We start from the raw sequence: 24,442 nt of genomic DNA on the forward strand, positions 1-24,442 counted from the left end.
TCATAACCCTGTAACGTAAAAAAGGTCGCCGTTGGGCGACCTCTTCTTGTGATTTTTTATTTAGTATTATGTTTTTTTAACTCTTAACTGATCATTGTCACGTGATTGAAAAAACCAAAAACGCTTTCTGCCTGTAGATTTAGACATGGATTTATCCTTTAATAAAAACGTGCACTCATATGCATATCGGTAAGCACTTAATCTAACAGACCAACGGTCGAAAGTTGATGATCTCACTCGCAAAAATGTGTTTACCCCATTTTAAAATGTCTTGATTTCCCGCTGCATGAAATACCACGGCATCAATACCATTAGAAAAGAAATAGGGCTGTGATTTGGCATTCGTGGTTTGAAATGTAACTGGTATTGTGAATTTATCGAATGCGCTAAGCGTTAACAGCTAAGGAGAAAATGATGACAGCAAGGGAAGTCGTGCTTTCTTTTTGGAAGGCAATGGAAAGAAATGATTTTGAAAAGGCAAGTTTGTGGTTATCTGAGGACTTTGAAAATTATTCGCCTCAATCTTCAGAGTTAATCACAGGACGTAAGAATTTCTCAGCAATTAATACTCATTACCCTGCAGAAGGTAGATGGAAATTTACCGTTAACTCGATTGTTTGCGAGGGTGATCAGGTTGTCACTGATGTAAGTATTACTGATGGTTCTTTAAAAGCTAAAGCAATTACTTTTCATACAGTTGAGAATGGTTTGATTTCTAAACAAACGGAATATTGGCCCGATGATTATCCAGCCCCTGATTGGCGAAAACCATGGGTTACAATTCAAGTGAGCAGTTAAAACCATCAAGTTGACAGGTTACACTCACAAGGCTAGGGAAGTCGCTTAGCTTTCTTGGCCCACGAGCTTTACGGGAAGCCTTCTTTTTCTCTTTCGTGACCGTGTCACTTCATGGTTCTTTGACCCTGGGACCACCATGGTAGCGGGTCGGAATGTAATCCAGATCGCACATCCGTTATAACACATGAAAAAGGTGCTTGTTTAATCGAGATTAACCCCCATTATATATAAGTAACTTACTTAATATCGTGGGGATTCATATGTCAGATGTTAATGTTGCTGTGAAGAATTCTGTATCATTTAATGATTACTTAAAAGTACAGTTTAATGGTAATGGAACAACTGATTCTTTTTATCAGAATTCAGAACCAGAAACTCAACGAGCTATTGCCGTTTCATGTGCTCTTGAACTAATTCGAGCAGAATCTTCTAATGTTGATGGCTATCGACTTGATGCCAACATGCAATATTTGTCTAGATTTGCTGATGCGATTCAAGAAGCATTGAAAGTTAATAATGATAAGTCGTAACTAGAACACATTAAAGCGTCCCGTTATTAGAGGCGCTTTTTATGCCGTAGGCATAAAGGCCACCCACGAAATATGAATTTTGCCCCGCACTTCCGATGGCCGAAACCTTCTCTATCACATTCTGTTCTCATCATAAATTGTGTGCTGTTTATCCCTTTTTAACGTGTTCAGCCTTTCGGTGTGCTGGGTTTGAAGTTTCAGGGTGTATCAGAACCGGGTTAATAGCGCGGAGTTGCTGTTGGGCCCGTTGTTGTGCCGACATTGCTGTTTGAGATGATTCTGTTGTTTAAGAAGACGCTGCAAGCTCGGTAAGAACGTATTGAACAAGGTCGCCATGACAATCATACCGACACCCGCGATTTTGTTCCATTCCAACGTTTGGTCAAAGTACAGCACTTGCCAAATGATAGAGAACAACAAGTTAGTGAAAATCAGCGGCGCCAATTGCGATCCCGATTCTACCAACTGATAGGCTTTCACCCGAAAGACTTGTGTATTCACAATGCACACGGCTAATAGCACCAACATTGGTACCAGTAGCGTTTGCAGATCCAGCATTTGAGCCAGCATGTGCTGCATATTCACTGGATCGCTGTTTAGTATGAGCACCGGCAACAATAGACCTACTGCCAATAAGAAGCACCATGCATTCAGGGCGATAGGCGACAGTGCTCCTTTGCTGACGCGGTACAAGCTGACTTGCGATCCAGCATTGAAAATACCTGCGCCGAGTCCAACTAAGAGTTCCGGCCGCAAACTAAACCCAGACGGATCGCCGGCCACAACATGGCCACAAGGGGAAAGAAAGCGTGATTATGCTTCAGGTGAAATGTGACTGGATTTTTCTCCGCCTTCGGTACGGGCATTGCCATGAAAACGGATATTGTGTGGATTAAGAAAATGCTGGAATTGCATGATAAGCGGATTACTTAGTTGGAATAAGCATCTCAGCACACTGTAATCATTGTAGGTTATTGATTCTAAATACTATAAACCATAGTATGGCTTAAGTGAAAGTAATCAATGAGGTGGATGATTTATCTTGTTATGTCGAGATATACGAAACCGGACGTTGAATACGATGTTATGTTTTTATCGGGATAATCTGAAACGAAAATTTAAAAAGGAACTAAGAAATCATGGAAGAACAATCAAAAATTTATCTAGATCAATACCTTGAATCATTAAGTGATTCTGAACGTAAGAAATATCAATCATTTAGCGCAGACTACTTTTGTGCTGATGAACATAATGCCAATTTATGTGCTGGATTAATTCGTATTGGTCAAAAGACAGCAACCTGTAGCCTGAAATATTGGTATGAATCAGATGATGAACCAATGCCAGAAATTGGTCACTTGATGGTCGTCACAGATTGGAATGGTAAGCCTATTTGTATCGTTGAAATTGATTCGGTTGAAGAGTGTAAGTATTCCGATGTTACCGCTGATTTTGCGTATATGGAAGGTGAAGGTGATCGTTCACTAGAATGGTGGCGAAAAGCCCATTGGGATTTCTTTGCACAAGAATGTGTAGAGCTTAATATCGAACCAAGTGAAGATATGATGCTTGTTTTAGAGCGATTTCATGTAGTGCATCAATAGGCAATATAAAGCAATCAAGGTGATACGTTACACTCGGCAGTTTTGGTATGGAGTTCTACGCACTTTATTAGTTTAGTGAGTGTGCATCTTATTGCAGGCGTTAGCCTCTAAAAGGTAATTTTGGGTATGAATGGTAAAATTGTTGAGTGGAACGATCAGAAAGGGTATGGGTTCATTGCTCCTAATTCTGGTTATGGGCGTATTTTTCTCCATATTAAAGCATTAAAAAACCGCAATGTTCGTCCTAAGTTAAATGACCTCGTCAGTTTCGAGATAACTAAAGATGAGCAAAAACGGAATAATGCAACTAACGTTATTTTGACCAATGCGAGGTCAAAGGGATTACCACCCTCTATATTGTTCAGTTGTTCATACTTAGTTTTTGTCGCTGGCTCATTTTTTGTTCTTGATACGCCATTGTTGCTGCTGACAGTTTATGCCTTGTTAAGTCTTTTTACTTTCGTTATATACGCCTGGGACAAGAGTGCGGCACAAAAAGGCGAGTGGAGAACATCAGAAAGCACATTACATTTTTTCTCATTGATTGGTGGTTGGCCAGGGGCATTAATTGCTCAAAGTACACTGCGTCATAAATCTCAGAAGCAACCGTTTAAGATGATACTCTGGATAACAATTGTTTTAAATTGCTCAGCATTTATTTGGCTATTAACCCCCCGAAGGGGCCTCTCATACAAGCCGTTTTCTCAATGAAATAATGCGCATGGTGTATTGATAGGAATACAATGCAATCAAGGTGATGCGTTACACTCGGCGGTTTTAGTTTGAAGTTCAGTGAACTTGGCGGACTCTACGTGGCACAATTTATGTTAGGCGTTATGAGGTAAAAGGAACGTTAGTATGACTTATGATGAATATAACGAGTTCTGTAGATCATTACCGGCTACTACATACGTAGTTCAATGGAATAACTCTCATGTCTGGAAAGTGGGTGGTAAAGTGTTCGCTATTGGTGGTTTGGGACAAAATAACAATCCAGCTTTCATCTTTAAGACATCAGATCTTAACTTTGTTTTTTTAAGTGAGCATACCGGCTATAAACCAGCACCTTACTTTGCCTCTCGAGGAATGAAATGGATACAACAATACGAGAGTTCAAAAGAAACTGATGAAGAATTAATGTATTACCTCAAAGAGTCCCATCGGATTGTGTCGTTGGGACTTACTAAAAAAAAGCAAAGAGAGCTTGGTTTAAATCAGGAATAACGGTTGTGGGCATTGCCCCATAAAAGGCATCAAGGTGATGCTTTGCACTCAGCGGTTTTCTTAGCCTGAACTTTACGGTAAGCCTTATCTTTCTCTTTAGTGACCGCGTCACTTTAAATCCAGTATCAATACGAGCTGAATATGAACTATACGAACTCGATGCAGGAGAAGACGTTTCTATGATGTCGGTGGGTATTGCATACAACTTTTAACTACTGGCAGATAGAGTATCTTGTTCTTTTTCATAAGATACTCGCATGCTACATGTAATGTCTGAATCTACCTCCGTGAAACATAACGAGCAACCCTAAAACCAAGCCGTTCGACTAATTTATTGAAAGCGATGCAGAGCAAGCTAATAATTAATTGGAATGTAACGGAGATATAAAAATGAAAAACGTTAAGTTTGCCTTGCTTGTGGTCGCCGTGATGGGCTGTTTGATTAGTGGCTGTACAAACCGTGATGCCCCCAAACAAAAAATCGATAACGATGGACTTACCCCTGTCGTAGTGAACAACTCTTGGGAACTGCTTACGATACGTGAACTAGACGCCATAATGAAAGCCGACACGGACAAACCAGCAGTGCTCGAACTCAAGGAGGATGGCACATTCAATATGGCAACGGGCTGCGGAGAGTTAAGTGGAACCTTTACCTTGGATGGGAACATTGTCGCTTTTGAAGTAATGCTGGCAACAACAGTCATCACTTGTAGCGATACACAGGTTGAACAGGCTTTAGCTATAGAGAACCTTATGCAGTATGCAACTCGCTATGGTATTGAGGGAGAAGAACTCGTTGTAGCTATTGATGATAACAGAGATGCCATGTTCAAACTAAAGCCCTGATCTAGTGATATTTCACGCTTGATTTTTACTGAGCGTATGAGGTTGGTATGTCAGGCTGCGGGAAAACTTCCGCAGCCAAAAAGCTGTTTATCAAACCCGCCGACCAAGTGGCGATTTTTGATCCGCTCAATGACTACCAAGGCCAATTGGCAGGGCGTGTCGTTCGCAGTTATTCCAACCTTCGTGACTTTGCAATCGCGGTCATTGCTGGTCGTAAAACCAAACAAGGGTTTAAAATTGCGTATTACCCGAAACGAGAAACCACCGAAGATGATTTTGACCGTTTTTGTTCAATTGCGTGGGGTGTCGGTGATGGTAAGCATGCCAAACCTATAAAGGTAATTTGTGAAGAAGTTGCCGAGCATAGCCATACCACGGGTAAAGCAACGGGTTATCATGGCAAGTTATTGAGGCTAGGGCGGAAATACAATATTCACACTATAAACATGTTCCAACGTGGGCAGGAAGTATCAAAGACGATCATTGATAACTGTCAGTATGCGTGTGTGATGATGCAGAAAGCCGATGACAGTGCGAATTACATTCAGCGTAAAACGGGGATTCCTGCAAGTGAGATTATCCCGTTGGCAAAACTCGAATACATTCTGCAGGATGGTAAGGCATGGAGGAGAGGGGAAATTCAATGGTAAAAAAGGCCACAAGAATGTGGCCAATAAAATCATTTACGTTTTTTATTTCTTTTATGTTTAAGTAACTTAAATTGTTTTTCTAATTTATCCAAATCTTCTTGGATTTCATCAGCATCAGGATATTCAATACCTAACCCTCCGGATTTATCATGACCACCTAAGTATTTACAGCATGTGTCCATACCTTCTTTGATTGTTTGAATATCCTCTTCAGTTGTATCCAAAAGGTGATGATTTTTCGTTGTTTGGACATCCCGACCAAAACGCTCAACAATACCAAAAATTAACCATTCTTCTACTAATCTTTCCCATGTTTCGCGCTTTTTACTATAGAAGGTTCTAATGTTTTCTCGCACCTCTTCCATATTATTTAAACGAAAGTTCTTCTGTATTTTAACAAGATCTTGTTTTAGTAACCCTATACGCTTTTCAGTTTTAGTTGCATCCCAAGGTGGGTTATCGCTACAGACCCCGACATTTTTACCCATACGATCAACTGCATGTAACGCAATGTTTTTATCTGAAGATTCTTCAAGCATTTTCAAAAATGCCAAGTCATGAGAGAAAACAATAATTTGTCTAGTTTTTGACTCTTCCACAATTCTTTCAGAAAACTTTCTTCGCCAATGATGATCTAAAGAATTTATTGGGTCATCAAATATTACAGAGGAATTTCTATCATCAACCTTCAATTCAGCTAAAAATCCAGCGAGAGCTATACATTTTTGTTCACCTTCACTAGCGATAGTAGATAAGTTACTTCCAATGGAGTTAATTTCAAACTTTAGCATTTGCTGACCACTAGAACCTCTGGTCTTAGCTATTATTTCATATCGTTTAAAACCTAACTTTTTCAGTTGTTCTGAAAACTCTTCTTTCAATAAACCAATAAAACCACTCTGGCTTATGTCACTATTCAACCTAGTAACTGATGATATGTTTGTTTCTTTTAATAAAGAATCGATTTTTTCAACATGAAGTAAATAGTTAATTCTATTTTCAATAACACCAAATTGAGGTTGAATCACTTTGATGGACTCTAATAATGCTATTTCTTCAGTCGTTTTAGATATTAGTAATCTGAGTTCATTATCATCTTTAACTGCTGCGGTCTTTTCGATAAGAGATTTTATTTTCTTATCAAGCCAAATTACGCATCTGTCATCTAATTTATCAAAATCATAAGTAGGCTCTTTGCTAGTGAGGTTAATTCTTCTAGTATTTAAATTATCAAAATAATCATTGAACGCATCACTGATTATTTTTTGAGAGCTAGCTAGATTATTTATAACCCCTTGATGTGATTCTTTGTTTATATTTAATGTTTTAAGTGGATTTATAAATGAATTAAGTTTTTTATGTGATGCATCATGTTTTTTTTGGACATCACCTGACAGGAATTTATAAAAATGTTCAAGTTTTAAAGCTGATTCATTCCCAATGCCCTGTAAACACAATGGACAAGTATCACCATTTTTCAATGGAGTTTGATTCCCTGACGATTGAATGAAGATCATCGCTGAATCCCACATACTTTTCCATGTTTGAGTTCCTATTTCATTGTAAGGCAGGTTATCAAACGTTGATTTAGTTATTTGATTTAAAGCAAATTCTGCAGTCTTGTATTCATCTGATAAGTTTTTTATTTGTAATACGGCATCATCATTTAATAACCTTGTTAATCTTGTTAACTCTTCAAAAAGTGGCTTTAATAACGAATGCTGATGGCTAAAGTGCTGTTTTAGCTTTTCTGGTGACTTACTTGTAAGTTCTGCCAGTAGTTCTTTTTTTGTTTTAAGAGCATCAGCATCAAAATAAAAGCTTTTTTTAAATTCATTCAGTTTGGTTTTAGAGTTCACACTGTTATAAAAGTCACTAACTTTATTTTTTGTAGGGAAGTCTACAATTGGAAGGCTTACTATTGGGTATTTGTATTTTTCAATTTCAATTTTCACATATTTACATGCTTTAATTAACTCATCTAACAAATGCATTCCTGATAAATTAAAATCAAGATTATCTTCTTTGTTTATATAATGCTGGGCGGAGCTGTCATCAAATACTCTTATTGACTTGAGGTTGTTATTACCCTTAATATTACGTGTCCATTTAACACTATCTTTAACCCCTGAAACACTAATATTAAGTGTTGCCGATGGTTCATCTTTACATCCATTAAATGCATTACCTATTACTACAGGTTTATCTCCACGGGTCAAACAAGCATTTTTCAAGACTCTTGTATAACTAGATTTTCCTGAACCGTTATCTCCATATATAACTGTAATTCCATCAGAGGAGAAGTTTAGCACTTGATTAGGCTGTAAAGCACCTATGTTTACGACATCTGATATTGACTCTAGAATAACCGATTCATTTTTTGATTGGTTACCCATTGGAGTTATTGGCTTTTTATATGTCTCATATTCTGGTGTTTTAGGAGCTAAGCCACTTTGCATTAATGCAATATTAATTAATACATTATAGTCATCAATAGTGAGTTTCGTTTTTTCAAGAGCAAGCCTAACAGCATGTCTCCACCATACAGGACGGCGAGTATCATTCGTCCAATTTATTATTTGTTCGGTGGGAGTCATATAAATTGTTCCGTGTCTAGAAAATAAGGCAGAATGTTACCATCTAACTAGACGTAGATAACGCGATGTGAATCAACTTTGTAACGTTTTAACCTATAGGTTAAAGGGCTTTTTTTGTTTGCCTTAAAACCGAATCGCCTGTTTTGCTATTGGCTCTTTACCACGTTTATGTAACCACAGAGAGCAATAAGCATGAATGCAAAAATGAAAGGCTATGTGATCACCGGGGTGATTGCGTTAATTGTCGAGGCTGGCGTTGTCTGGGCATCAAATAATGTTGATGCCGTTGAAGACCAAATCGGTTAAGGGGCAAACATGGAATTGTTAAGTACTAACTTTGCACCATGCCCGAAAGAGCTCGACCCGATTGAAGATGCCGGCTGGTAATGACGATTCAGCCTTTGAAGAATTCACCCATGTGAAATACGGCTTCCGTGCCGGGGCGCGAATCCTTCGCAGTTACCAGCGGCGCGGTATCAATACCATTCACGACATCATTCACACGTTCGCACCAAGCCACGAGAATGAAACCGACTATTACGCCAGCCTAGTGAGTGAATGGACAGACATCAGCAAATACACGCCGATTGATGTGAAGAACGACGACTTAACCGCTATTTGCTACAGGCAATGGCGCGCATGGAAGTAGGGCGCGAATATCCAATTTCTGAGGTCATGCAAGGGGTGAAACTGGCATGAATCCGGCAGTAAAAACAATCGCTATTAGCGTGGCGGGCGTCGTCATCGGCGCATACACACTTAAATTTTTACGTTCTAAGGGATTACTATGATCGACTTTAAGCAAAAGAGCACACAAACAGGTTTGATTCTTCTAGGCAGTGCCGCTGCAGGATTGCTGGTAGGCAATACTGAGTTAGCTAATGTGGCAATTGGCGAAACGGGCGCTCAGGTTGGCGGCATTATTCCGGCAGTAGCGGCCATGCTGATTGGCCTGTGGGATACCTTCCGTAAAGAGAAGAAATAGGGCTGTGATATGGGAGAACTCATAAAACTGTTTGCAGAGTTGGGGGTAACACCGCCAACTCTTATCATATGTTACTTACTTTTCCGTTCTGTAAAGGCACATGAATCAGTACTGGATGAGCTTAAGAAGATGCTAGCACAACATGAGAAGCGGATTATGAAGCTAGAGTGGTATAATAAAAATAGAGCTTAGGCACAAAATGTATTAATGCTGTAATCTACAATAAATATTGTAACTCCATATAGGTTATAAATTAGTGACAGAGCCAAACACTGTTTTTCATGACAATGACATTTCGGAGTACCTCATTCATCTTGTGGGTAAAGATGACTCATATAATCAAATTATGAGCATATTAAGCGCAGGTGTTATCAAGGCAAAAAAATCCTTTGGCTTTAAAAGTTTCTTACATAAGAAAAAATCCATATGCTTTAGTGAAATCCCACCGAAATATCTAGCCAAACTAGTAAAGAGGCGCAGTAACTTTGGAATAGCCTTTAAAAAGCAGAAGCTTCTGGGAAGTGGCGCTCAAAGGGTATGGTATGTTGATAAAGGAAGTGTGCAGCATAATGCGTTAAATCAACTATATAACCTGAGTACAGAAGATATTGAGCATCAGCTTGAAGTGATTTTTCCATTTATTGATATTGCTGGTGAGTATGAGAATTCATCGTATCAATTTCAATGGGAAAGGGAATGGAGGCTATTGGGTGATTTTTGTTTTAAGCCAGATGATGTTGCTTTTTTAATTATACCTGCCAACCGCCATCAAGATGCACGTGGTTTTTTTAATTATGCAGAAGCTGAGAATCTAGGACCAAATTATCAATGCCGTTATATTGATCCTCTAAGTCTCACTGAGACGTTGGATTGAGCCCTATAATAGGGCTCTTTACTACTTAGCTTTAACTCGTTTAGCTTGTGCCTTACGGTAGGCTTTCTTTTTCTCTTTGGTGACGTGTCACTTTGTATTGCTTTGACCCGATGACCACCACGGAACGGCAACGCCGTTACCACGTTAGAGCGCACCGGCACATAGTCCAGCTCGTACATTCGTTTTAAGGCGTGATATTCATCATAACGCAGCGCCCACGAATCGAGCTCTTTGGGGCTGAATCGTCGGCCTTCGGGCGTGACAATCACACAGCGGTATTCATCAATATGGCTAAAAACAAGGATCACAGCGCGTCATCCCGGAAAGCGCAATCCCTAAAACTTAGCATTCTACAGAGAACGTAACCAGCGCTTATCCGGGATCCATATGCGAGAGAACCCAATAAGCCCGATGAACAAGCAGCATTCGTAATAGCGGAAGACTCTGTGTATGTGGATCTCTGGTCAATCAATATTTCCTGCGAGATGAATTACGATGATCAAGCAAGTGTGGCTCTGAATGTAATGACAGTGTCTGCCAGAGATGACGACTGACAGCACATCGTTTTAATCTGACGAGGTGCAAATCATCAAATAACATACGAGCCAAATGAAAAAATTTAAGCTAATCCGATCCATAAGAGGCAAAGATTTTAAAATCAACGGTCACACAAGTATTTCAAACATAACCGGCGCTCAAACTGAGAATGCGAGTAGGATCGACGCGATCTGAAGGTAAACCAACATGACATTTCTAACTGGCTCAAACATGACACTTCTAACTAGATCTCACACACTCTGTTCTGTAGTGCGCATTATGTATATTATGTTAAATAGAGTATTAATGGTTCTATATTAACTTATCTCTCAATACCGCCTCTTTCCTCGCTCTTCTCTTTCTATCTCTTACTACTGTACAATTTAACAGTATTGGCTATTTACCATAAAATAGGTAATTAACACTTACTTTAAGCTCTTCTGCAAATGGTCAGTTTGCCTTGATCTTCAAGTTCGTTGTTAATTACAGAGCTGACAAATGTCATAACATTTGCCAGCTCTAGATCTGTGTCTATTTTGCTACAACGAAAAACGGCTGACATGACCCAGCCATGTCAGCCGTGTAAATTTAATGGCTCGACCGTTTTAGAAGATTTAAATAGCAACTTTTAAGACTTAAACTTTAAAATGCTGCAGTTGTCGTTGTAACTCTTCTGCAGTTACCGCCAGCGTTTGGCTATGATTCGCTAGATGCTGGGCTGCGGCATTTACTTCATTGGCAGACAGATCAATGCTGCTAACATTTCGATTAATGTCTTCGGATACCGTACCTTGTTGCTCTGCCGCCGCCGCAATCTGTGCAACGCGATCATTAGATTGGTACAACTCATCAACCAGGTTTTGGAGTTCTTTTTGACTGTCTTTGGCTGTATCAACACTGCGTTGGCTACTTTGATGACTGGATTGCATTGCATCAGCCGCTTCAAGAGCCCCCTGAGTCAAGGTATTGATTGTCGATTGAATTTCTTCTGTTGAGATCTGTGTCCGTTGAGCCAGATTGCGTACCTCATCAGCGACCACCGCAAAGCCTCGCCCTTGATCACCGGCGCGTGCTGCTTCAATCGCCGCATTCAGCGCCAATAGATTTGTCTGTTCAGAGATCCCTTTAATCACATCGGCTACTTCACCAATTTGTAGTACCCCTTGTTTTAATTGATCAACCAACCTGTCAGCATGTGAAATTTCTTGTGCGACCTGCTGTATATTTTGTGTCGTCGCAGCAATTTTATCACTGCTAGCAGAGGCTCTTTGCGATACGCCTTCAGTGGTCAGCGACGTTTGTTCGGCGTTACGAGCCACATCGGCAACAGTCGCTGTCATTTCATTCATGGCCGTTGCCAATTGCTCTAATTGAATATGTTGGGATTGAATACTGTACGCACTCTCTTCACTGGCGGATGCTATTGAACTGGCCATTTCCGCTGATTTACTGGCTGACACATTTGCCGCCGTTATCACTTCACGAATACTGCTAATTGATATATCCATACGACGAGCCAGCTTACCAATTTCATCATGACGCTCTAAATGACAATTAACACTCAAATCACCCTCAGCAATGGTCTGAAACTTATCGACAAGACCCTCGAGCGGTTTTGAAATATCATGGCTAATAGCATAACCAGCACTCAATAGTATTATCATCGCGACTGCAGCAATAAAACCGATATTAATAGCTGCGCGCTGAAACGCTTCTTCAATGTCTTTGACGTGAATACCTGTACCGATAATCCAATTCCAGGCTGGAGAAAGTTGAACAAACGAAAGCTTAGGAGCAATATCACCATTTGGCGCACGCCAACTGTAATCGAGATACCCTTCACCACTTTGACGACTAATAGCCGCCATTTCACGCCAATGATACTTACCTACCCCATCAGTAAGCTGGCTGGCATTGGTGCCCTGTAATTGAGGTTTTAAAGGGTGAGTAACTATATTCAAATCGGGATCGGTGATCCAAAAATAGTTGTTATTGTCGTAACGAACAGCATTGATCATTGCGATGGCTTGCTGCTGAGCATTTTTCTGCCCTAGCACCGCTTGTTGTTGGGCGTAGTGATCAATAATACTGATAGCCAACTCAACTTGAGATTTTAATGAGGCTTCACGTTCCAGATAAGCGCTTTTTCTTTGTTCGAATAAGTTATAAATACTTACGCTTACTAGTAATAGAATTGCGGTGACAACAAGCGAGATTAATTTACTTCTAACCATTAAGTTGCTTAATTTGAACATAATATTCCTCGTCTCTTATTCACAGAATCCGATTGAGGTGCGAGTCAGCAATGAGGTTTTTACAAAATACCAATCGATCAAAAGACAAATCGAATGACATCGATCACTAACAATATGAAACATATGCACACATGAGAATATTGATAGTCGTGTTTTGTCTATTTTTCAAGACATAGATATAATTCGCTGCTCGTATAATGTTCAGATTTAGTATATGGAGGTATTATCAGTCATTGGTTATCTATGGAGGATGCTGTTTTTCTGCAAAGAAAAACGGCTGACATGATCCAACCATGTCAGCCGCGTTAATATCTCGACCACGAATATTTAAGCTAGCACCTGGTATTTGCTGAGCATCTGGTTTAGCTCTGTTGAGCGGATCGGTTTGGCTAAGAAATCATCCATGCCTGCTTTTTGGCATTCGTCTTTATCCGATTGCATAGCATTAGCCGTTAACGCGATGATTGGAATTTGAATTTCTCTTTCTCGTAACAATCTTGTAGCTTGCAATCCATCCAGTACTGGCATTGAAATGTCCATCAAAACAATATCAAATTGCTCATGCTCTTTTTGTAATGCTCTGACTGCTTCATCGCCATTATTTGCAATCTGTACGCGGTGGCCGCGTTTTTCAAGCATGAGCTTCGCGACAAGTTGATTGGTATTACTATCTTCAGCCAGCAAAATATTGAGCGAGCGATCTGACGCTGATAACTGCTGTGGTGACTCTTTAATCGTTGTTTCTGTCACTGGTACGATCGGAATCGAAACGGTGAAGCAGCTTCCTACACATAACATGCTGCTGAGCGAAATTTTCCCGTTCATCTTATTAATCAGATGCTGGCTAATTGCGAGCCCTAATCCCGTGCCGCCATAGCGTCGAGTAATGCTGCCATCGGCTTGAACAAATGGATTAAACAAAGTCTTCTGAGCTCTTGGAGCAATTCCTATACCTGTATCGCTCACCGCAATTTCAATCTGTTCATCAACAGCTTTAACCACCACTCGAACAGAGCCCGAGTTCGTAAACTTGATCGCATTGCCAATCAGATTGAACATTACCTGCGCCACCCGGTTTTTATCACCAAGCATACTAATGGGTACTGATGAATCTATTTCCGAGGTTAATGCGATTCCTTTCCGATTCGCTTGATCTCTCAGTTGATTAACGACGAGATTAACACTGTCTGCAATACACATTTCAGTATTAAATAACTCAAAATTGCCAGACTCGATACGTGACAAATCTAAAATATCATTGATGATCGTAAGAAGCAGTTGAGCAGATTGATCCATCTGGCTCACCCACCCTACTTGTTCATGATTGAGACCTGAATCAGATAACGTGTCCATCAAACCTAACACCGCATTCAATGGCGATCGGATCTCATGGCTCATCATGGCCAGAAACTCTGATTTGGCTTTGTTGGCGGATTCGGCTTGTTTTCGTGCTTGCTGTAATTCAAACAAACGTTGCTTGCGATTGGTAATGTCTTTGGCTGTTCCCCGATAACCAACTAATTTCCCTTGTTTATTGAAATACGGGGTACCGCTCAAACTAATCCACAAGCCACCTTCATGGTCAGGTAATTGCCACTCTAGATCTTCGAAAGCTTCTTTATTCTCTAATTTTCGTAAAAGCTGAGACCGTAGCTCCAACTGCTCACCAAATATTTCAAAAATGCTATCGTCATCAATGACATGGTTTGCTAAATGTGGCGCTGATATATAGGTAAATTGATAATCGGTATCAATTTCCCAAAACCAGTCCCCGACCGTTTTCGCAAAGTCTTTGAATCGTTGCTGGCTATGAGTCAGTTCTTGCGTTCGAACCGTGACAAGTGATTGAAGACGCTCGCGATAATCAATATCAATAATGGCACGCTCAAGTAAAGGACGAAAACGGTCGAGTACCCGGCGGCAATGCGGTGTAAATTGACTTCGCTCTGAATGGAAAAAAAGGAGTAATGCATCTCCTGAACTCACTTTGACCCCTGTCAATAAAGCCGATTGACAGTAATTAAGCATGTCTGAACTCAATGTTTTAAATTCATTCACATTTTGGGGTGAGAACAACGCTACACTTTCACCATTAAGACAACGGGAAAATGTGTTATCAACCGCCCATATACTGGATTCAAACACCGGACAAGTCGATACAAGCTCTTGTAGCGGTGCAGCTTCATCGTCACGGGTAAGAACCAGTGCATGTTCGAAACCAATATATTTTCGTAGTACGGCCAATAAACTGTTAAATACCTGTCGTTTATTGTTGGCACCTGCCATGGCGGATATTCCAGCAAGAATAGCTGAGTTTTCATCCCTTAATTGATTTTCTCTGTCCTGACTTCGCAATAAATCAAGTAATGTCTCTTGTAGTTTTTCTGATTCAAAACTTGGCATTTACTAATCCCTATGAAATAAAACGGCTGAGATCATTAAATTGCCGTGGGCATTTTCGCCACCAATAAATTGCCCTTGCTCACCGTACGTGAATGGACAAACAAAAGGTGCACTATGCATGGCCCGATTAACATAATGGGCAACTTGATTCATTCTATGCTGTACTTTTAACATGCAACCGGCACAGTAGATGGTGATCCCCCCGATGGGATCTAACTCTCGACTATTATTGATATCATTAGCCGAATCGATAACCCTACCCGCCCTGGTGATCAGGCGTTCTTCCGTACCTTCCATTAAATAGAGTCGTTCACCTTCCTCGACTGTAGTAAACAGCTCAATCCCCCCTCTTTCAGTGACTGTTCTAGGGTGAGCGAGTTTGAAATAGGGTAAATCATGCACTTTACCAACCACTCGGCCTAAGGGACTTAAGCTACTTTCGCTAATAATGCTCTCGGTATCGTCGTCGCTTGAGTTTATTCCCAGCCAGCTCTGATACATTTCGATAGCGGGTTGGTTATCCAGCTCAATGATTTCCCGCCCTTCAACACGAGTCACTATGGCTGACATTCCGGTACTGGCATAACCAGAATGAAACGAATAGCTCACTTGACAGGAAGGGTAAAACACGCATAGACCTACGCCATTTTGCGTGCTTTGTTCATGAGTAAATAGCTTCCAGTTTCCTTGTGCAAAATCATCTGCAGCACTTCCGCCGATAATAGGAACCGATGTACCCAGCTCATATTCTATTCCCCTGATAATGTCTTCTTCGTTTCCTGGAGTTGCGTGCAGCAAAATTAATGCCGGAAGTTCACCTGGTCGACCGCTATTTTCAATTGCACGTAATACCGCTTGGCGAGCCATGTCGAAGGGGGCTTGATTGGTTGAGACAATGGCAGTGCCAAATGCACCGGAGTAGTCATTCATTGCCCATAATGCAATACCTTCACCACGGTTATAGCCTTCATCTGTCATAACTCCCTGACAAGATGAACACCCTAATATTTGTGCGTGTGGATACGCTTCCTGCAAGGTAGTCTGGAGCAGGCTCTCATCATAATTTTCGGAAAAATAGGCTAATACCAGCTTAGGGTTCGCTATTTTCAGGTTCAGTTTGCGAATAGCATCTGAAATAGCATGTTCGGATAAATGAAAGGCGGAGAAACTGGTTGCTATATCCATATTTAGTTACTGTTAATTATTACTTTGTCCCATAATAGACACTTTTTACTCAGCAATCAGCAAGTAATGTCATTTTATGGCTAAAGTCTGATGTCTGTTAGCCGCTAATGAATAACATTATAGAAAACTGTCGAAAATGAAGGGAATCAATGACTAGCAAAGTGTTTTTGGTGACTGGTGGTGCTAACGGCATTGGCAAAAGTATTTGCAAAATGCTCGTTAAGATCAATGCTATTGTCATCGCGATTGACATTAATGAAGAAGCCGGATTTGAGTTGGTTGCAGAAGAGCCCCGGATCCGGTTTCGTTGCGCTGATGTTACCATTGAATCAGAGCTTTCTGCCGTGATCAATGAGATTGGTTCTCAGTTTGGCCAGTTAGATGGCCTGGTCAATAACGCTGCAATAGCCAATCCTTATAACCCCCCTTTAGATCGATTAGATATATACGATTGGAACCGGGTGTTGCAAGTCAACTTAACTGCGCCATTAATGTTAACCAAACTTTGTCTGCCGTTGCTTAGAGAATCAAAAGGCTCGGTGGTTAATATCAGCTCAACCCGTGCGCAACAGTCTGAACCGAATACAGAAGCCTACAGTGCATCCAAAGGTGGACTGGTTGCATTGACTCATGCCTTAGCAAACAGTTTAGGCCCAGACATACGGGTCAATTGCATCTCTCCGGGTTGGATCAATACAACAGATGAAACATTACGCCCTGTTGATGAACAGCAACACTTAACAGGACGTGTCGGCCACGTTGATGATGTCGCTTCTATGGTTACATTTTTGCTCAGTGAGCAGTCTGGATTTATCACCGGGCAAAATTTCACCCTTGATGGCGGGATGACGAAAAAGATGATTTATGCCCAATAAACATGATGAAATTAAGGCTTGGAAACCCAGGCCTTAATTTCAGACAAACTGGTGATGCAATCTTGTTGATTTCGAATCACTTTATCACGGTAAATTTTACAATAACCTTCTTACCGCCCAGCCGAAGATCCATCGCCCAGTCCATTTGAGGGTGAATACAAGCTGGAACACTAAAATGTCCTAACCAAACCTCTCCTTTTTGTTCAAAAACCACCGGTATCTTACCCATAAACATATCAATACCTTCGACGGTTGCCGTTGGTTTAACATTTACGTTACCAATTTGTACGATAAGGGGGGATTCCGCAACGGCTGGTGAAGGCGATAAGGTGATTACCAGCTCTTGTTGTTCCTTTTCGAACACACATGATCCTGCTTTAACCTGGCATTGAATAGCATTTTCCTCTGCTAGTTTCGATTCATTATATGTGATTGTTCTCCATACAAATGCTGTAATTAAAACTGTCATTAAAAATAAGATTTGGATCAATCGAGATTTTGTTAGTTTTTCTGCTGCCATTTTTTTCCACGCTTCCCGTGTTACAGGGTTCAAAGTTTTCACACAAATGTTGCTTAACCGTAAATGATATGTGGGTACCACCCTGTTATTCACATGTTAACTGAAGTATTATGCGCATTGAAAATGCCACTTTTACAATAAAATAGCAATTTGATTGTTGAGTTGTTCAAAAAAACAACAAGACATTTAACAAGCTTTGGGTGGCATTGCGACAACTAGTTGTTCGCACAAGGAAAGTAAGAGTGTAGTTGAACAATTCAAAGTGGAAGCATGCAATATGAGCCAAGTAAAGCAGCTTGAAGAAAGCTACAACTATACGGTCGTACGTCAATTTACCTTAGTTACCATACTATGGGGAATTGTCGGTATGAGCGTTGGTGTATTAATTGCCGCTCAGCTGGTGTGGCCAGCGCTAAACTTCGATACCCCTTGGTTGACATACAGCCGTCTGCGTCCATTGCATACTAATGCAGTGATCTTCGCATTCGGTACCAGTGCGCTATTTGCTACGTCTTATTACGTAGTTCAGCGTACTTGTCAAACAAGATTATTCGGTGGAAAGTTAGCAGCGTTCACCTTCTGGGGCTGGCAAGCGGTTATCCTTTCCGCGGCAATCTCACTGCCGATGGGTTGGACCTCAGGTAAAGAATACGCAGAGCTGGAATGGCCGATTGATATCGCTATTACAGCTGTATGGGTAGCCTATGCCATTGTCTTTTTCGGTACCATGATTAAAAGAAAGACCTCGCACATTTATGTTGCGAACTGGTTCTTTGGTGCCTTTATTTTAACGGTAGCAGTACTTCACATTGTGAACAGTTTGGCTATCCCCGTCTCTATGACTAAATCCTATTCGGTTTATTCAGGCGCTGTGGATGCGATGGTTCAGTGGTGGTACGGCCACAACGCGGTAGGTTTCTTACTTACAGCGGGCTTCTTAGGCATGATGTACTATTTTGTTCCTAAGCAAGCGGGTCGTCCGATTTACTCATACCGTCTTTCTGTTGTGCACTTCTGGGCATTGATTTCGTTGTATATTTGGGCTGGTCCTCACCACCTTCATTATACTGCCCTGCCTGACTGGACTCAGTCGTTAGGTATGGTGATGTCGCTGGTTCTGTTTGCGCCATCATGGGGCGGCATGATCAACGGTATCATGACCCTTTCCGGCGCATGGCATAAGCTACGTTATGATCCAATCCTCCGTTTCTTAGTGGTTTCATTGTCTTTCTACGGTATGTCTACCTTCGAAGGCCCGATGATGGCTATTAAAACGGTCAACGCTCTCTCTCACTATACTGACTGGACCATCGGTCATGTTCACTCTGGTGCGTTAGGTTGGGTTGCAATGGTCTCTATCGGTTCTGTTTATCACCTGATTCCTAAACTGTTTGGCCAAGGTCGTATGTACTCAGTACAACTGATCAACGTTCACTTCTGGCTGGCAACGATTGGTACGGTTCTGTATATCGTAGCTATGTGGATCTCCGGTGTTATGCAAGGCCTGATGTGGCGTGCAGTCAATACAGACGGTACCCTGACATATAGCTTCGTAGAGTCTCTACAAGCGTCTTATCCGTTCTACTTTGTTCGTTTTGTTGGTGGTTTTATCTTCCTGAGTGGCATGTTCCTAATGGCGTATAACGCCTATAAGACCATTTCTGCGCCGAAAGAAAGCCTGCAAGCAACAGAGCAACCAGCATAAGGAGTTCGACATATGAGCAATCGTCATGAAATTGTAGAAAAGAATGTCGGCCTCCTGGCGATCCTTATTGTTATCGCCATCAGTTTTGGTGCGCTGGTAGAAATTACGCCGCTTCTTTATCAGGAGCAGACGACAGAGCCTGTTGAAAATCTGCGCCCTTATACGGCGTTAGAAATGGAAGGTCGTGATATTTATATCCGTGAAGGCTGTAACGTTTGTCACAGTCAGATGATCCGTCCTTTCCGTTCTGAGACAGAACGTTATGGTCACTACTCCGTTGCGGGTGAAAGTGTATGGGAACACCCATTCCTTTGGGGCTCAAAACGTACTGGTCCTGACTTAGCTCGCGTTGGCGATCGATATTCTGATGACTGGCACCGTGTGCATTTGCGTGATCCTCGCGCTGTTGTACCTGAGTCAAATATGCCTGGCTTCCCTTGGTTGGAAGAAAACGAGCTTGATGGAAAGTTAACATCTAAAAAGCTTGCTCTTTTCCGAGATACTTTTGGTGTTCCGTACACTGAAGAGCAAGTTGCTAATGCCGGCGAAGACGTGAAAGGCAAGACTGAAATGGATGCTGTTATTGCTTACCTTCAGTCACTTGGTCACGCGATGAAATAGGGAGATACCATATGGATATTATAACCATTCATAGTGTTTGGACTGTTGTCTTGTTCATCAGCTTCATTGGTATTTTCTTTTGGGCATATAGTAAGCGCCGCAAATCTGAATTTAATGAAGCTGCAAATTTAGTGTTTGCGGATGAAGATAAAGATTTGCTTACGCGTGAGAATGACAGGAGTCAGGAAGCATGACTACGTTTTGGAGTCTATGGATTAGCGTCATCACTATTGGCAGCCTGGTTGGTATTGCAGGCCTGCTTTACTGGTGTAGCAAAGACACCATGGGTGTTGAAGAAGGCGAAGATATGGGGCACGAATACGACGGTATTCGTGAGATCAATAACCCGCTGCCTAAATGGTGGTCCTACATGTTTTGGGCCACATTAGTCTTCAGCGTACTTTATTTATTCCTTTACCCGGGATTAGGTAATTACAAAGGCTTTTTAGGTTGGCAAAGTTCTGACCAGACCGTTCGAACCGTTGAAGAATCTCGTATTTCTATCGCTAACGCTCAGCAAGACAAGCGTTTGGATCAATATGCAAAAGAGTTGGATGAAGCTGAAGCAAAATTCGGTGAGACATTTAAAATTCTGGCATACGATGCGTCAGGTAACACCCTGCTTCCTATTACTGAGATTGCCGGTAATTCTGAAGCCATTAAAGTCGGCCAGCGTCTGTTTATTCAGAACTGTGCGCAATGCCATGGTTCAGGTGCCCGTGGGCAGGCTGGCTTCCCTAACCTAACCGATGATGCGTGGTTATATGGCGGTGAAGCTGAAACGATCAAAACAACCATCATGAGTGGTCGTATTGGGGTTATGCCTGCTTGGGGAGATGTACTGGGTAAAGACGGGACTAAAGAAGTCACTAGCTATGTACTAGGTCTGTCTGGCCGTAAAGTGAATGCTAAAGATGCAGCGGCGGGTAAACAACGCTTCGTTGTTTGCGCGGCATGCCACGGTACGGATGGTAAAGGTAATCCAGCATTCGGCGCCCCTGACTTAACAGATAGCACTTGGTTGTATGGCGGTTCTCGTCGTGCAGTTGAAGCCACGGTTATGCATGGTCGTCAAGGTGTGATGCCAGCATGGAACGGTGTGTTGGATGAAGATAAAATTCAGCTAATCTCTGCCTATGTATGGAGCTTGACTAACGATACAGCCAAGTAACTTTTACTGTTAATAATCAGTTACATGTTAATGATATAATTAGCAATTATAACTGAGACATAAAACTTAGCCCCTGTTATTTTCAGGGGCTAATACCATCTACTCTTCAAAGGTAATCATCATGCAAAAACCATGGTATAAGCAGTTTTGGCCTTGGTTCGTTATTGCTATTCCTGCAACCTCGGTTATTTACAGCCTTACCGCTGTGTATATCTTTTCCCAAAACCAGGTCGATCTTGTTGCAGAGGATTATTACAAGAAAGGGAAAGCCATTAATGTCGATATTTCTCGCCTGAGAGTCTCTGATGCATTAAAGCTTAAAGCTTCCGTCAATGTTGACGAAAATAGTATTGTATTGAATTTTGATAAAGGAGAGCTCGCAGACTATCCAAACTTGCGTGTTACCTTTACACACCGTACTCTAGCCAATAATGATTTCACCCAGATGGTCAGTGCCGATCTGAAAGGGACTTATCGCTTTAACTCCTCGCAGCCACTGCAAGGCCCTTGGTTTGTTGAGCTTGAACCATTTGATGGCGATTGGATGTTGCAAGGTCGTGTTAACTTACCAACGTCCGACCCGATTTCGTTGTACGGGCAGATCAAGGAATGACAAAAGAGACAAACAGAATTATTGACTGTTACCACTGCGGTGATCCTGTTCCACAGGGTTACCACTATGAAGTTGAGATACTGGGCAAAACACGTGATATGTGTTGCCCGGGTTGTGAAGCCGTCGCCACAACCATCGTTGAAAGCGGGCTGACCTCTTATTATGTATATCGTACCGCTCCGGCAGAAAAAGCCGAGTTAGTTCCGCAAAAACTGAAATCGTTATTACTTTATGATCATGAAGAAGTTCAGCAAGAATTTGTTCGTGATGTAGAAAACAGCAAAGAGGTCTCCCTCTCTCTTGATGGTGTTTCCTGTGCGGCATGTGCCTGGCTTATCGAAAAGCAATTGATGCGTGAAGCGGGCGTCGTTTCCATTCGGGTCAATACCACAACCCACCGTGCCTTACTAAAATGGGATCCTGCAGAAGCCAAACTCAGCCAGCTTCTTTCCGCTATTCATCAACTGGGTTACAAAGCCGCACCCTTTGAAGCCGATGCTCAAGAGCAGCAATATCACAACACCATGAAGCAATACCTCTATCGCTTAGGTGTTGCCGGTATTGCGACCATGCAAGTAATGATGCTCGCGGTTGCTTTGTATTTTGAAGTCTTCGGTGATTTAGATACCGAATTCAGAAACTACCTTCGTTGGGTCAGTTTAATTTTCGCCACGCCTGTACTGCTCTATTCCGCCTTACCTTTCTACATGAATGCCTGGCGTAATATAAAAGCCCGAACACTAGGCATGGATGTTCCTGTATCGATAGCCTTATTGTTTGCTTACGTCGCCAGCTTATACGCCACCGTTACGGAGAAAGGCGAAGTCTTCTTCGAGTCCATCTCGATGTTTACCTTCTTCCTCTTGCTTGGCCGTTTTCTTGAAATGCGCGCCCGACGTCATGCCGCAGCAGCCAGTGCGAACTTATTAAAATTGGTTCCTGCAATGGCCACATTAGAAGATGGTTCTCAGGTTGCCGCTAAAACATTGAAGGTCGGTGACGTTGTCACCATCTTGCCCGGTGAAAGCTTACCTGCCGATGGTGAGATCTTACAGGGCGAAACAACCATAGATGAATCTATGCTAACGGGTGAACCGATGCCGGTCCCCCGCCGTGTCGGCGATCAGATCTTTGCCGGAACCATCAACGGTGAAGGTAACATTACCCTTAAGGTTATGAAGGACCGTCAGAACTCGCTGATTTCCAACATTGTCCGCCTGCAAGATGAAGCGCAGATGTCGAAGCCGAAGGTCGCGGTGCTGGCCGATGTCGTAGCACGTTATTTTGTCGCTGGGATCTTGATTATTGCTGCGGGTACATGGTTGTACTGGCATCAATATCAACCGGACGATGCGCTTTGGATCACCCTTGCTGTTTTGGTTGCGACCTGCCCCTGTGCCTTGTCACTGGCCACACCAACGGCATTAACATGTTCGACGTCAAGTTTAGGGCGTTTGGGAATTCTGCTTCGCCGTGGTCACGTGCTCGAAACGCTATGTAAGATCAACCAGCTAGTTATTGATAAAACGGGGACGTTAACGGAAGGTAATGTTCGCCTTGTTGATACTCAGCTATTCGGCGAGTTCACACAGCCACAGGCACTGTTTTTTGCTGCTGAGCTGGAAAAATTTGCCAACCACCCTATTGCCAAGGCATTTTCTGCTTACCGCGGTCGATCTATAGAAGACGAAGATACCCGATATGGTTTTGAGTCTGTGGAAAATGTGATTGGTTGCGGGTTAAAAGGTCAGCGTAATGGTCAGGAATGGCGAATTGGGCAACTTCCGTTTGTACTGGAAAGCAATCCTGACGCTGAAGTACTGATAAATAACGCTGATAATAGCTACCAGGTCTGGCTTTCATGTGATCGCCAATTGGTGGCGGCATTTAAATTAGACGATCCAATTCGTCAGGATAGTGCAGAGCTCGTTCAGCAATTTCAGGCCGCCGGCATTCAAGTCACCATGTTAACGGGTGACAACTCTATCAGTGCACAGGCGGTTGCGGATAAACTACAAGTCAATAAGTTGGTTTCAGGTGTCACACCAGAAGGTAAACTCGCCTATTTGCGTAGCCTTGAGACTACCGATGTCGCCCTTATGATTGGTGATGGTGTCAATGATGCACCCGTTCTGGCTGGTGCCCACCTTTCTGTCGCCATGGGCGGTGGTACGGACGTCGCAAAATCATCGGCAGATATGGTGTTGTTAGGGGATCAGCTCTCACGCATTTTACGTGCACGACAGCTGGCTTTGCGCACCAAAAAGATCATCCGCGAAAATCTGGTGTGGGCCTTGGGTTATAACCTCATTATTCTGCCGCTGGCGGTTGCTGGTTTTGTTGCTCCTTACATCGCCGTTGTTGGCATGTCAGCCAGCTCGATCATTGTTGTATCAAATTCTTTAAGGTTATKAAAAGAAAATGGCTAGTCTTTACATATTAATAC

The 24,442-nt window shown here is 42.1% G+C and carries 24 protein-coding genes; 17 read left to right on the plus strand and 7 right to left on the minus strand.

Annotated features, from left to right (window positions below; translation table 11 throughout):
• Positions 1 to 414: 414 nt before the first annotated feature.
• Together L4D76_RS12600 and L4D76_RS12605 are read left to right on the plus strand one after the other, a co-directional pair.
• Positions 415 to 798, plus strand: coding sequence for a nuclear transport factor 2 family protein (locus L4D76_RS12600; RefSeq protein WP_428441242.1), 384 nt, complete (start codon positions 415 to 417; stop codon positions 796 to 798).
• 260 nt (positions 799 to 1,058) lie between these two features.
• A complete protein-coding gene (locus L4D76_RS12605; protein ID WP_428441243.1) occupies positions 1,059 to 1,328 on the plus strand; it encodes a hypothetical protein in 270 nt (89 codons plus the stop codon).
• Between the two features lie 207 nt (positions 1,329 to 1,535).
• On the opposite strand, the gene L4D76_RS12610 is transcribed toward L4D76_RS12605, so the two are convergent.
• A complete protein-coding gene (locus L4D76_RS12610; protein WP_428441244.1) occupies positions 1,536 to 2,084 on the minus strand; it encodes an EamA family transporter in 549 nt (182 codons plus the stop codon).
• A gap of 383 nt (positions 2,085 to 2,467) precedes the next feature.
• Between L4D76_RS12610 and L4D76_RS12615 the strand changes: the two genes are divergently transcribed.
• The 5 genes from L4D76_RS12615 to L4D76_RS12635 all read left to right on the plus strand — a co-directional run bounded on the left by L4D76_RS12615 (position 2,468) and on the right by L4D76_RS12635 (position 5,655).
• A complete protein-coding gene (locus L4D76_RS12615; protein WP_428441245.1) occupies positions 2,468 to 2,932 on the plus strand; it encodes an ASCH domain-containing protein in 465 nt (154 codons plus the stop codon).
• A gap of 126 nt (positions 2,933 to 3,058) precedes the next feature.
• Positions 3,059 to 3,643 carry a DUF1294 domain-containing protein gene (locus tag L4D76_RS12620; protein WP_428441246.1) on the plus strand — a complete coding sequence of 195 codons (585 nt, stop codon included), beginning with the start codon at positions 3,059 to 3,061 and terminating at the stop codon, positions 3,641 to 3,643.
• A 147-nt stretch (positions 3,644 to 3,790) separates the two neighbouring features.
• Positions 3,791 to 4,156: an MmcQ/YjbR family DNA-binding protein gene (locus L4D76_RS12625; RefSeq protein ID WP_428441247.1), complete on the plus strand. Its 366-nt coding sequence runs from the start codon at positions 3,791 to 3,793 to the stop codon at positions 4,154 to 4,156.
• A gap of 390 nt (positions 4,157 to 4,546) precedes the next feature.
• Positions 4,547 to 5,005, plus strand: coding sequence for an META domain-containing protein (locus tag L4D76_RS12630; RefSeq protein ID WP_428441248.1), 459 nt, complete (start codon positions 4,547 to 4,549; stop codon positions 5,003 to 5,005).
• Positions 5,006 to 5,052: 47 nt separating this feature from the next.
• The gene (locus tag L4D76_RS12635) at positions 5,053 to 5,655 is read left to right on the plus strand and encodes an ATP-binding protein (RefSeq protein WP_428441249.1); all 603 of its coding nucleotides are present in this window, start codon (positions 5,053 to 5,055) and stop codon (positions 5,653 to 5,655) included.
• Between the two features lie 29 nt (positions 5,656 to 5,684).
• On the opposite strand, the gene L4D76_RS12640 is transcribed toward L4D76_RS12635, so the two are convergent.
• On the minus strand, positions 5,685 to 8,252 hold the full coding sequence (locus L4D76_RS12640) for an AAA family ATPase (RefSeq protein WP_428441250.1): 2,568 nt from the start codon (positions 8,250 to 8,252) through the stop codon (positions 5,685 to 5,687).
• A gap of 367 nt (positions 8,253 to 8,619) precedes the next feature.
• Here L4D76_RS12640 and L4D76_RS12645 point away from each other — a divergent pair, with 367 nt between their 5' ends.
• The 3 genes from L4D76_RS12645 to L4D76_RS12655 all read left to right on the plus strand — a co-directional run bounded on the left by L4D76_RS12645 (position 8,620) and on the right by L4D76_RS12655 (position 10,111).
• Positions 8,620 to 8,901, plus strand: a complete 282-nt coding sequence (locus L4D76_RS12645; protein WP_428441251.1) for a hypothetical protein — start codon at positions 8,620 to 8,622, stop codon at positions 8,899 to 8,901.
• A gap of 138 nt (positions 8,902 to 9,039) precedes the next feature.
• Complete coding sequence (locus L4D76_RS12650; protein ID WP_428441252.1) at positions 9,040 to 9,237, plus strand: hypothetical protein; 198 nt, start codon at positions 9,040 to 9,042, stop codon at positions 9,235 to 9,237.
• A gap of 256 nt (positions 9,238 to 9,493) precedes the next feature.
• Complete coding sequence (locus L4D76_RS12655) at positions 9,494 to 10,111, plus strand: abortive infection system antitoxin AbiGi family protein (protein WP_428441253.1); 618 nt, start codon at positions 9,494 to 9,496, stop codon at positions 10,109 to 10,111.
• Here the strand turns inward: L4D76_RS12655 and L4D76_RS12660 are convergent.
• From L4D76_RS12660 to L4D76_RS12675, 4 genes are all read right to left on the minus strand, one after another.
• Positions 10,072 to 10,419 carry a DUF3653 domain-containing protein gene (locus tag L4D76_RS12660; RefSeq protein ID WP_428441254.1) on the minus strand — a complete coding sequence of 116 codons (348 nt, stop codon included), beginning with the start codon at positions 10,417 to 10,419 and terminating at the stop codon, positions 10,072 to 10,074. The two genes, L4D76_RS12655 and L4D76_RS12660, sit on opposite strands and share 40 nt — an antisense overlap.
• An 864-nt stretch (positions 10,420 to 11,283) precedes the next feature.
• Positions 11,284 to 12,903: a methyl-accepting chemotaxis protein gene (locus tag L4D76_RS12665; protein ID WP_428441255.1), complete on the minus strand. Its 1,620-nt coding sequence runs from the start codon at positions 12,901 to 12,903 to the stop codon at positions 11,284 to 11,286.
• Between the two features lie 327 nt (positions 12,904 to 13,230).
• Entirely contained in the window at positions 13,231 to 15,306 is a 2,076-nt protein-coding gene (locus L4D76_RS12670; RefSeq protein WP_428441256.1) for a response regulator, read from the minus strand.
• A gap of 3 nt (positions 15,307 to 15,309) precedes the next feature.
• Positions 15,310 to 16,491 (minus strand): FIST signal transduction protein, encoded by a 1,182-nt coding sequence (locus L4D76_RS12675; RefSeq protein ID WP_428441257.1) that lies wholly within the window; start codon positions 16,489 to 16,491, stop codon positions 15,310 to 15,312.
• A 149-nt stretch (positions 16,492 to 16,640) separates the two neighbouring features.
• On the opposite strand from L4D76_RS12675, the gene L4D76_RS12680 reads away from it, so the two are divergent.
• Positions 16,641 to 17,366 (plus strand): SDR family oxidoreductase, encoded by a 726-nt coding sequence (locus L4D76_RS12680; protein WP_428441258.1) that lies wholly within the window; start codon positions 16,641 to 16,643, stop codon positions 17,364 to 17,366.
• A gap of 76 nt (positions 17,367 to 17,442) precedes the next feature.
• Here the strand turns inward: L4D76_RS12680 and L4D76_RS12685 are convergent, their stop codons facing one another.
• On the minus strand, positions 17,443 to 17,886 hold the full coding sequence (locus tag L4D76_RS12685; protein ID WP_428441259.1) for a hypothetical protein: 444 nt from the start codon (positions 17,884 to 17,886) through the stop codon (positions 17,443 to 17,445).
• A gap of 277 nt (positions 17,887 to 18,163) precedes the next feature.
• On the opposite strand from L4D76_RS12685, the gene ccoN reads away from it, so the two are divergent.
• The 6 genes from ccoN (at position 18,164) to L4D76_RS12715 (ending at position 24,425) form a co-directional block, all read left to right on the plus strand.
• Positions 18,164 to 19,591: a cytochrome-c oxidase, cbb3-type subunit I gene (ccoN, locus tag L4D76_RS12690; protein ID WP_428441260.1), complete on the plus strand. Its 1,428-nt coding sequence runs from the start codon at positions 18,164 to 18,166 to the stop codon at positions 19,589 to 19,591.
• A gap of 12 nt (positions 19,592 to 19,603) precedes the next feature.
• Complete coding sequence (gene ccoO / locus L4D76_RS12695) at positions 19,604 to 20,212, plus strand: cytochrome-c oxidase, cbb3-type subunit II (protein WP_428441261.1); 609 nt, start codon at positions 19,604 to 19,606, stop codon at positions 20,210 to 20,212.
• 11 nt (positions 20,213 to 20,223) lie between these two features.
• Entirely contained in the window at positions 20,224 to 20,406 is a 183-nt protein-coding gene (locus L4D76_RS12700) for a cbb3-type cytochrome oxidase subunit 3 (protein WP_428441262.1), read from the plus strand.
• Entirely contained in the window at positions 20,403 to 21,383 is a 981-nt protein-coding gene (ccoP, locus tag L4D76_RS12705) for a cytochrome-c oxidase, cbb3-type subunit III (RefSeq protein WP_428441263.1), read from the plus strand. Before L4D76_RS12700 ends, ccoP begins: the two co-directional genes overlap by 4 nt.
• Before the next feature lie 121 nt (positions 21,384 to 21,504).
• The gene (locus L4D76_RS12710; RefSeq protein WP_428441264.1) at positions 21,505 to 21,996 is read left to right on the plus strand and encodes a FixH family protein; all 492 of its coding nucleotides are present in this window, start codon (positions 21,505 to 21,507) and stop codon (positions 21,994 to 21,996) included.
• On the plus strand, positions 21,993 to 24,425 hold the full coding sequence (locus L4D76_RS12715) for a heavy metal translocating P-type ATPase (protein ID WP_428441265.1): 2,433 nt from the start codon (positions 21,993 to 21,995) through the stop codon (positions 24,423 to 24,425). Before L4D76_RS12710 ends, L4D76_RS12715 begins: the two co-directional genes overlap by 4 nt.
• Positions 24,426 to 24,442 lie beyond the last annotated feature (17 nt).

It is taken from the genome of Photobacterium sagamiensis (genome assembly GCF_050337085.1).
GTDB lineage: Bacteria > Pseudomonadota > Gammaproteobacteria > Enterobacterales > Vibrionaceae > Photobacterium > Photobacterium sagamiensis.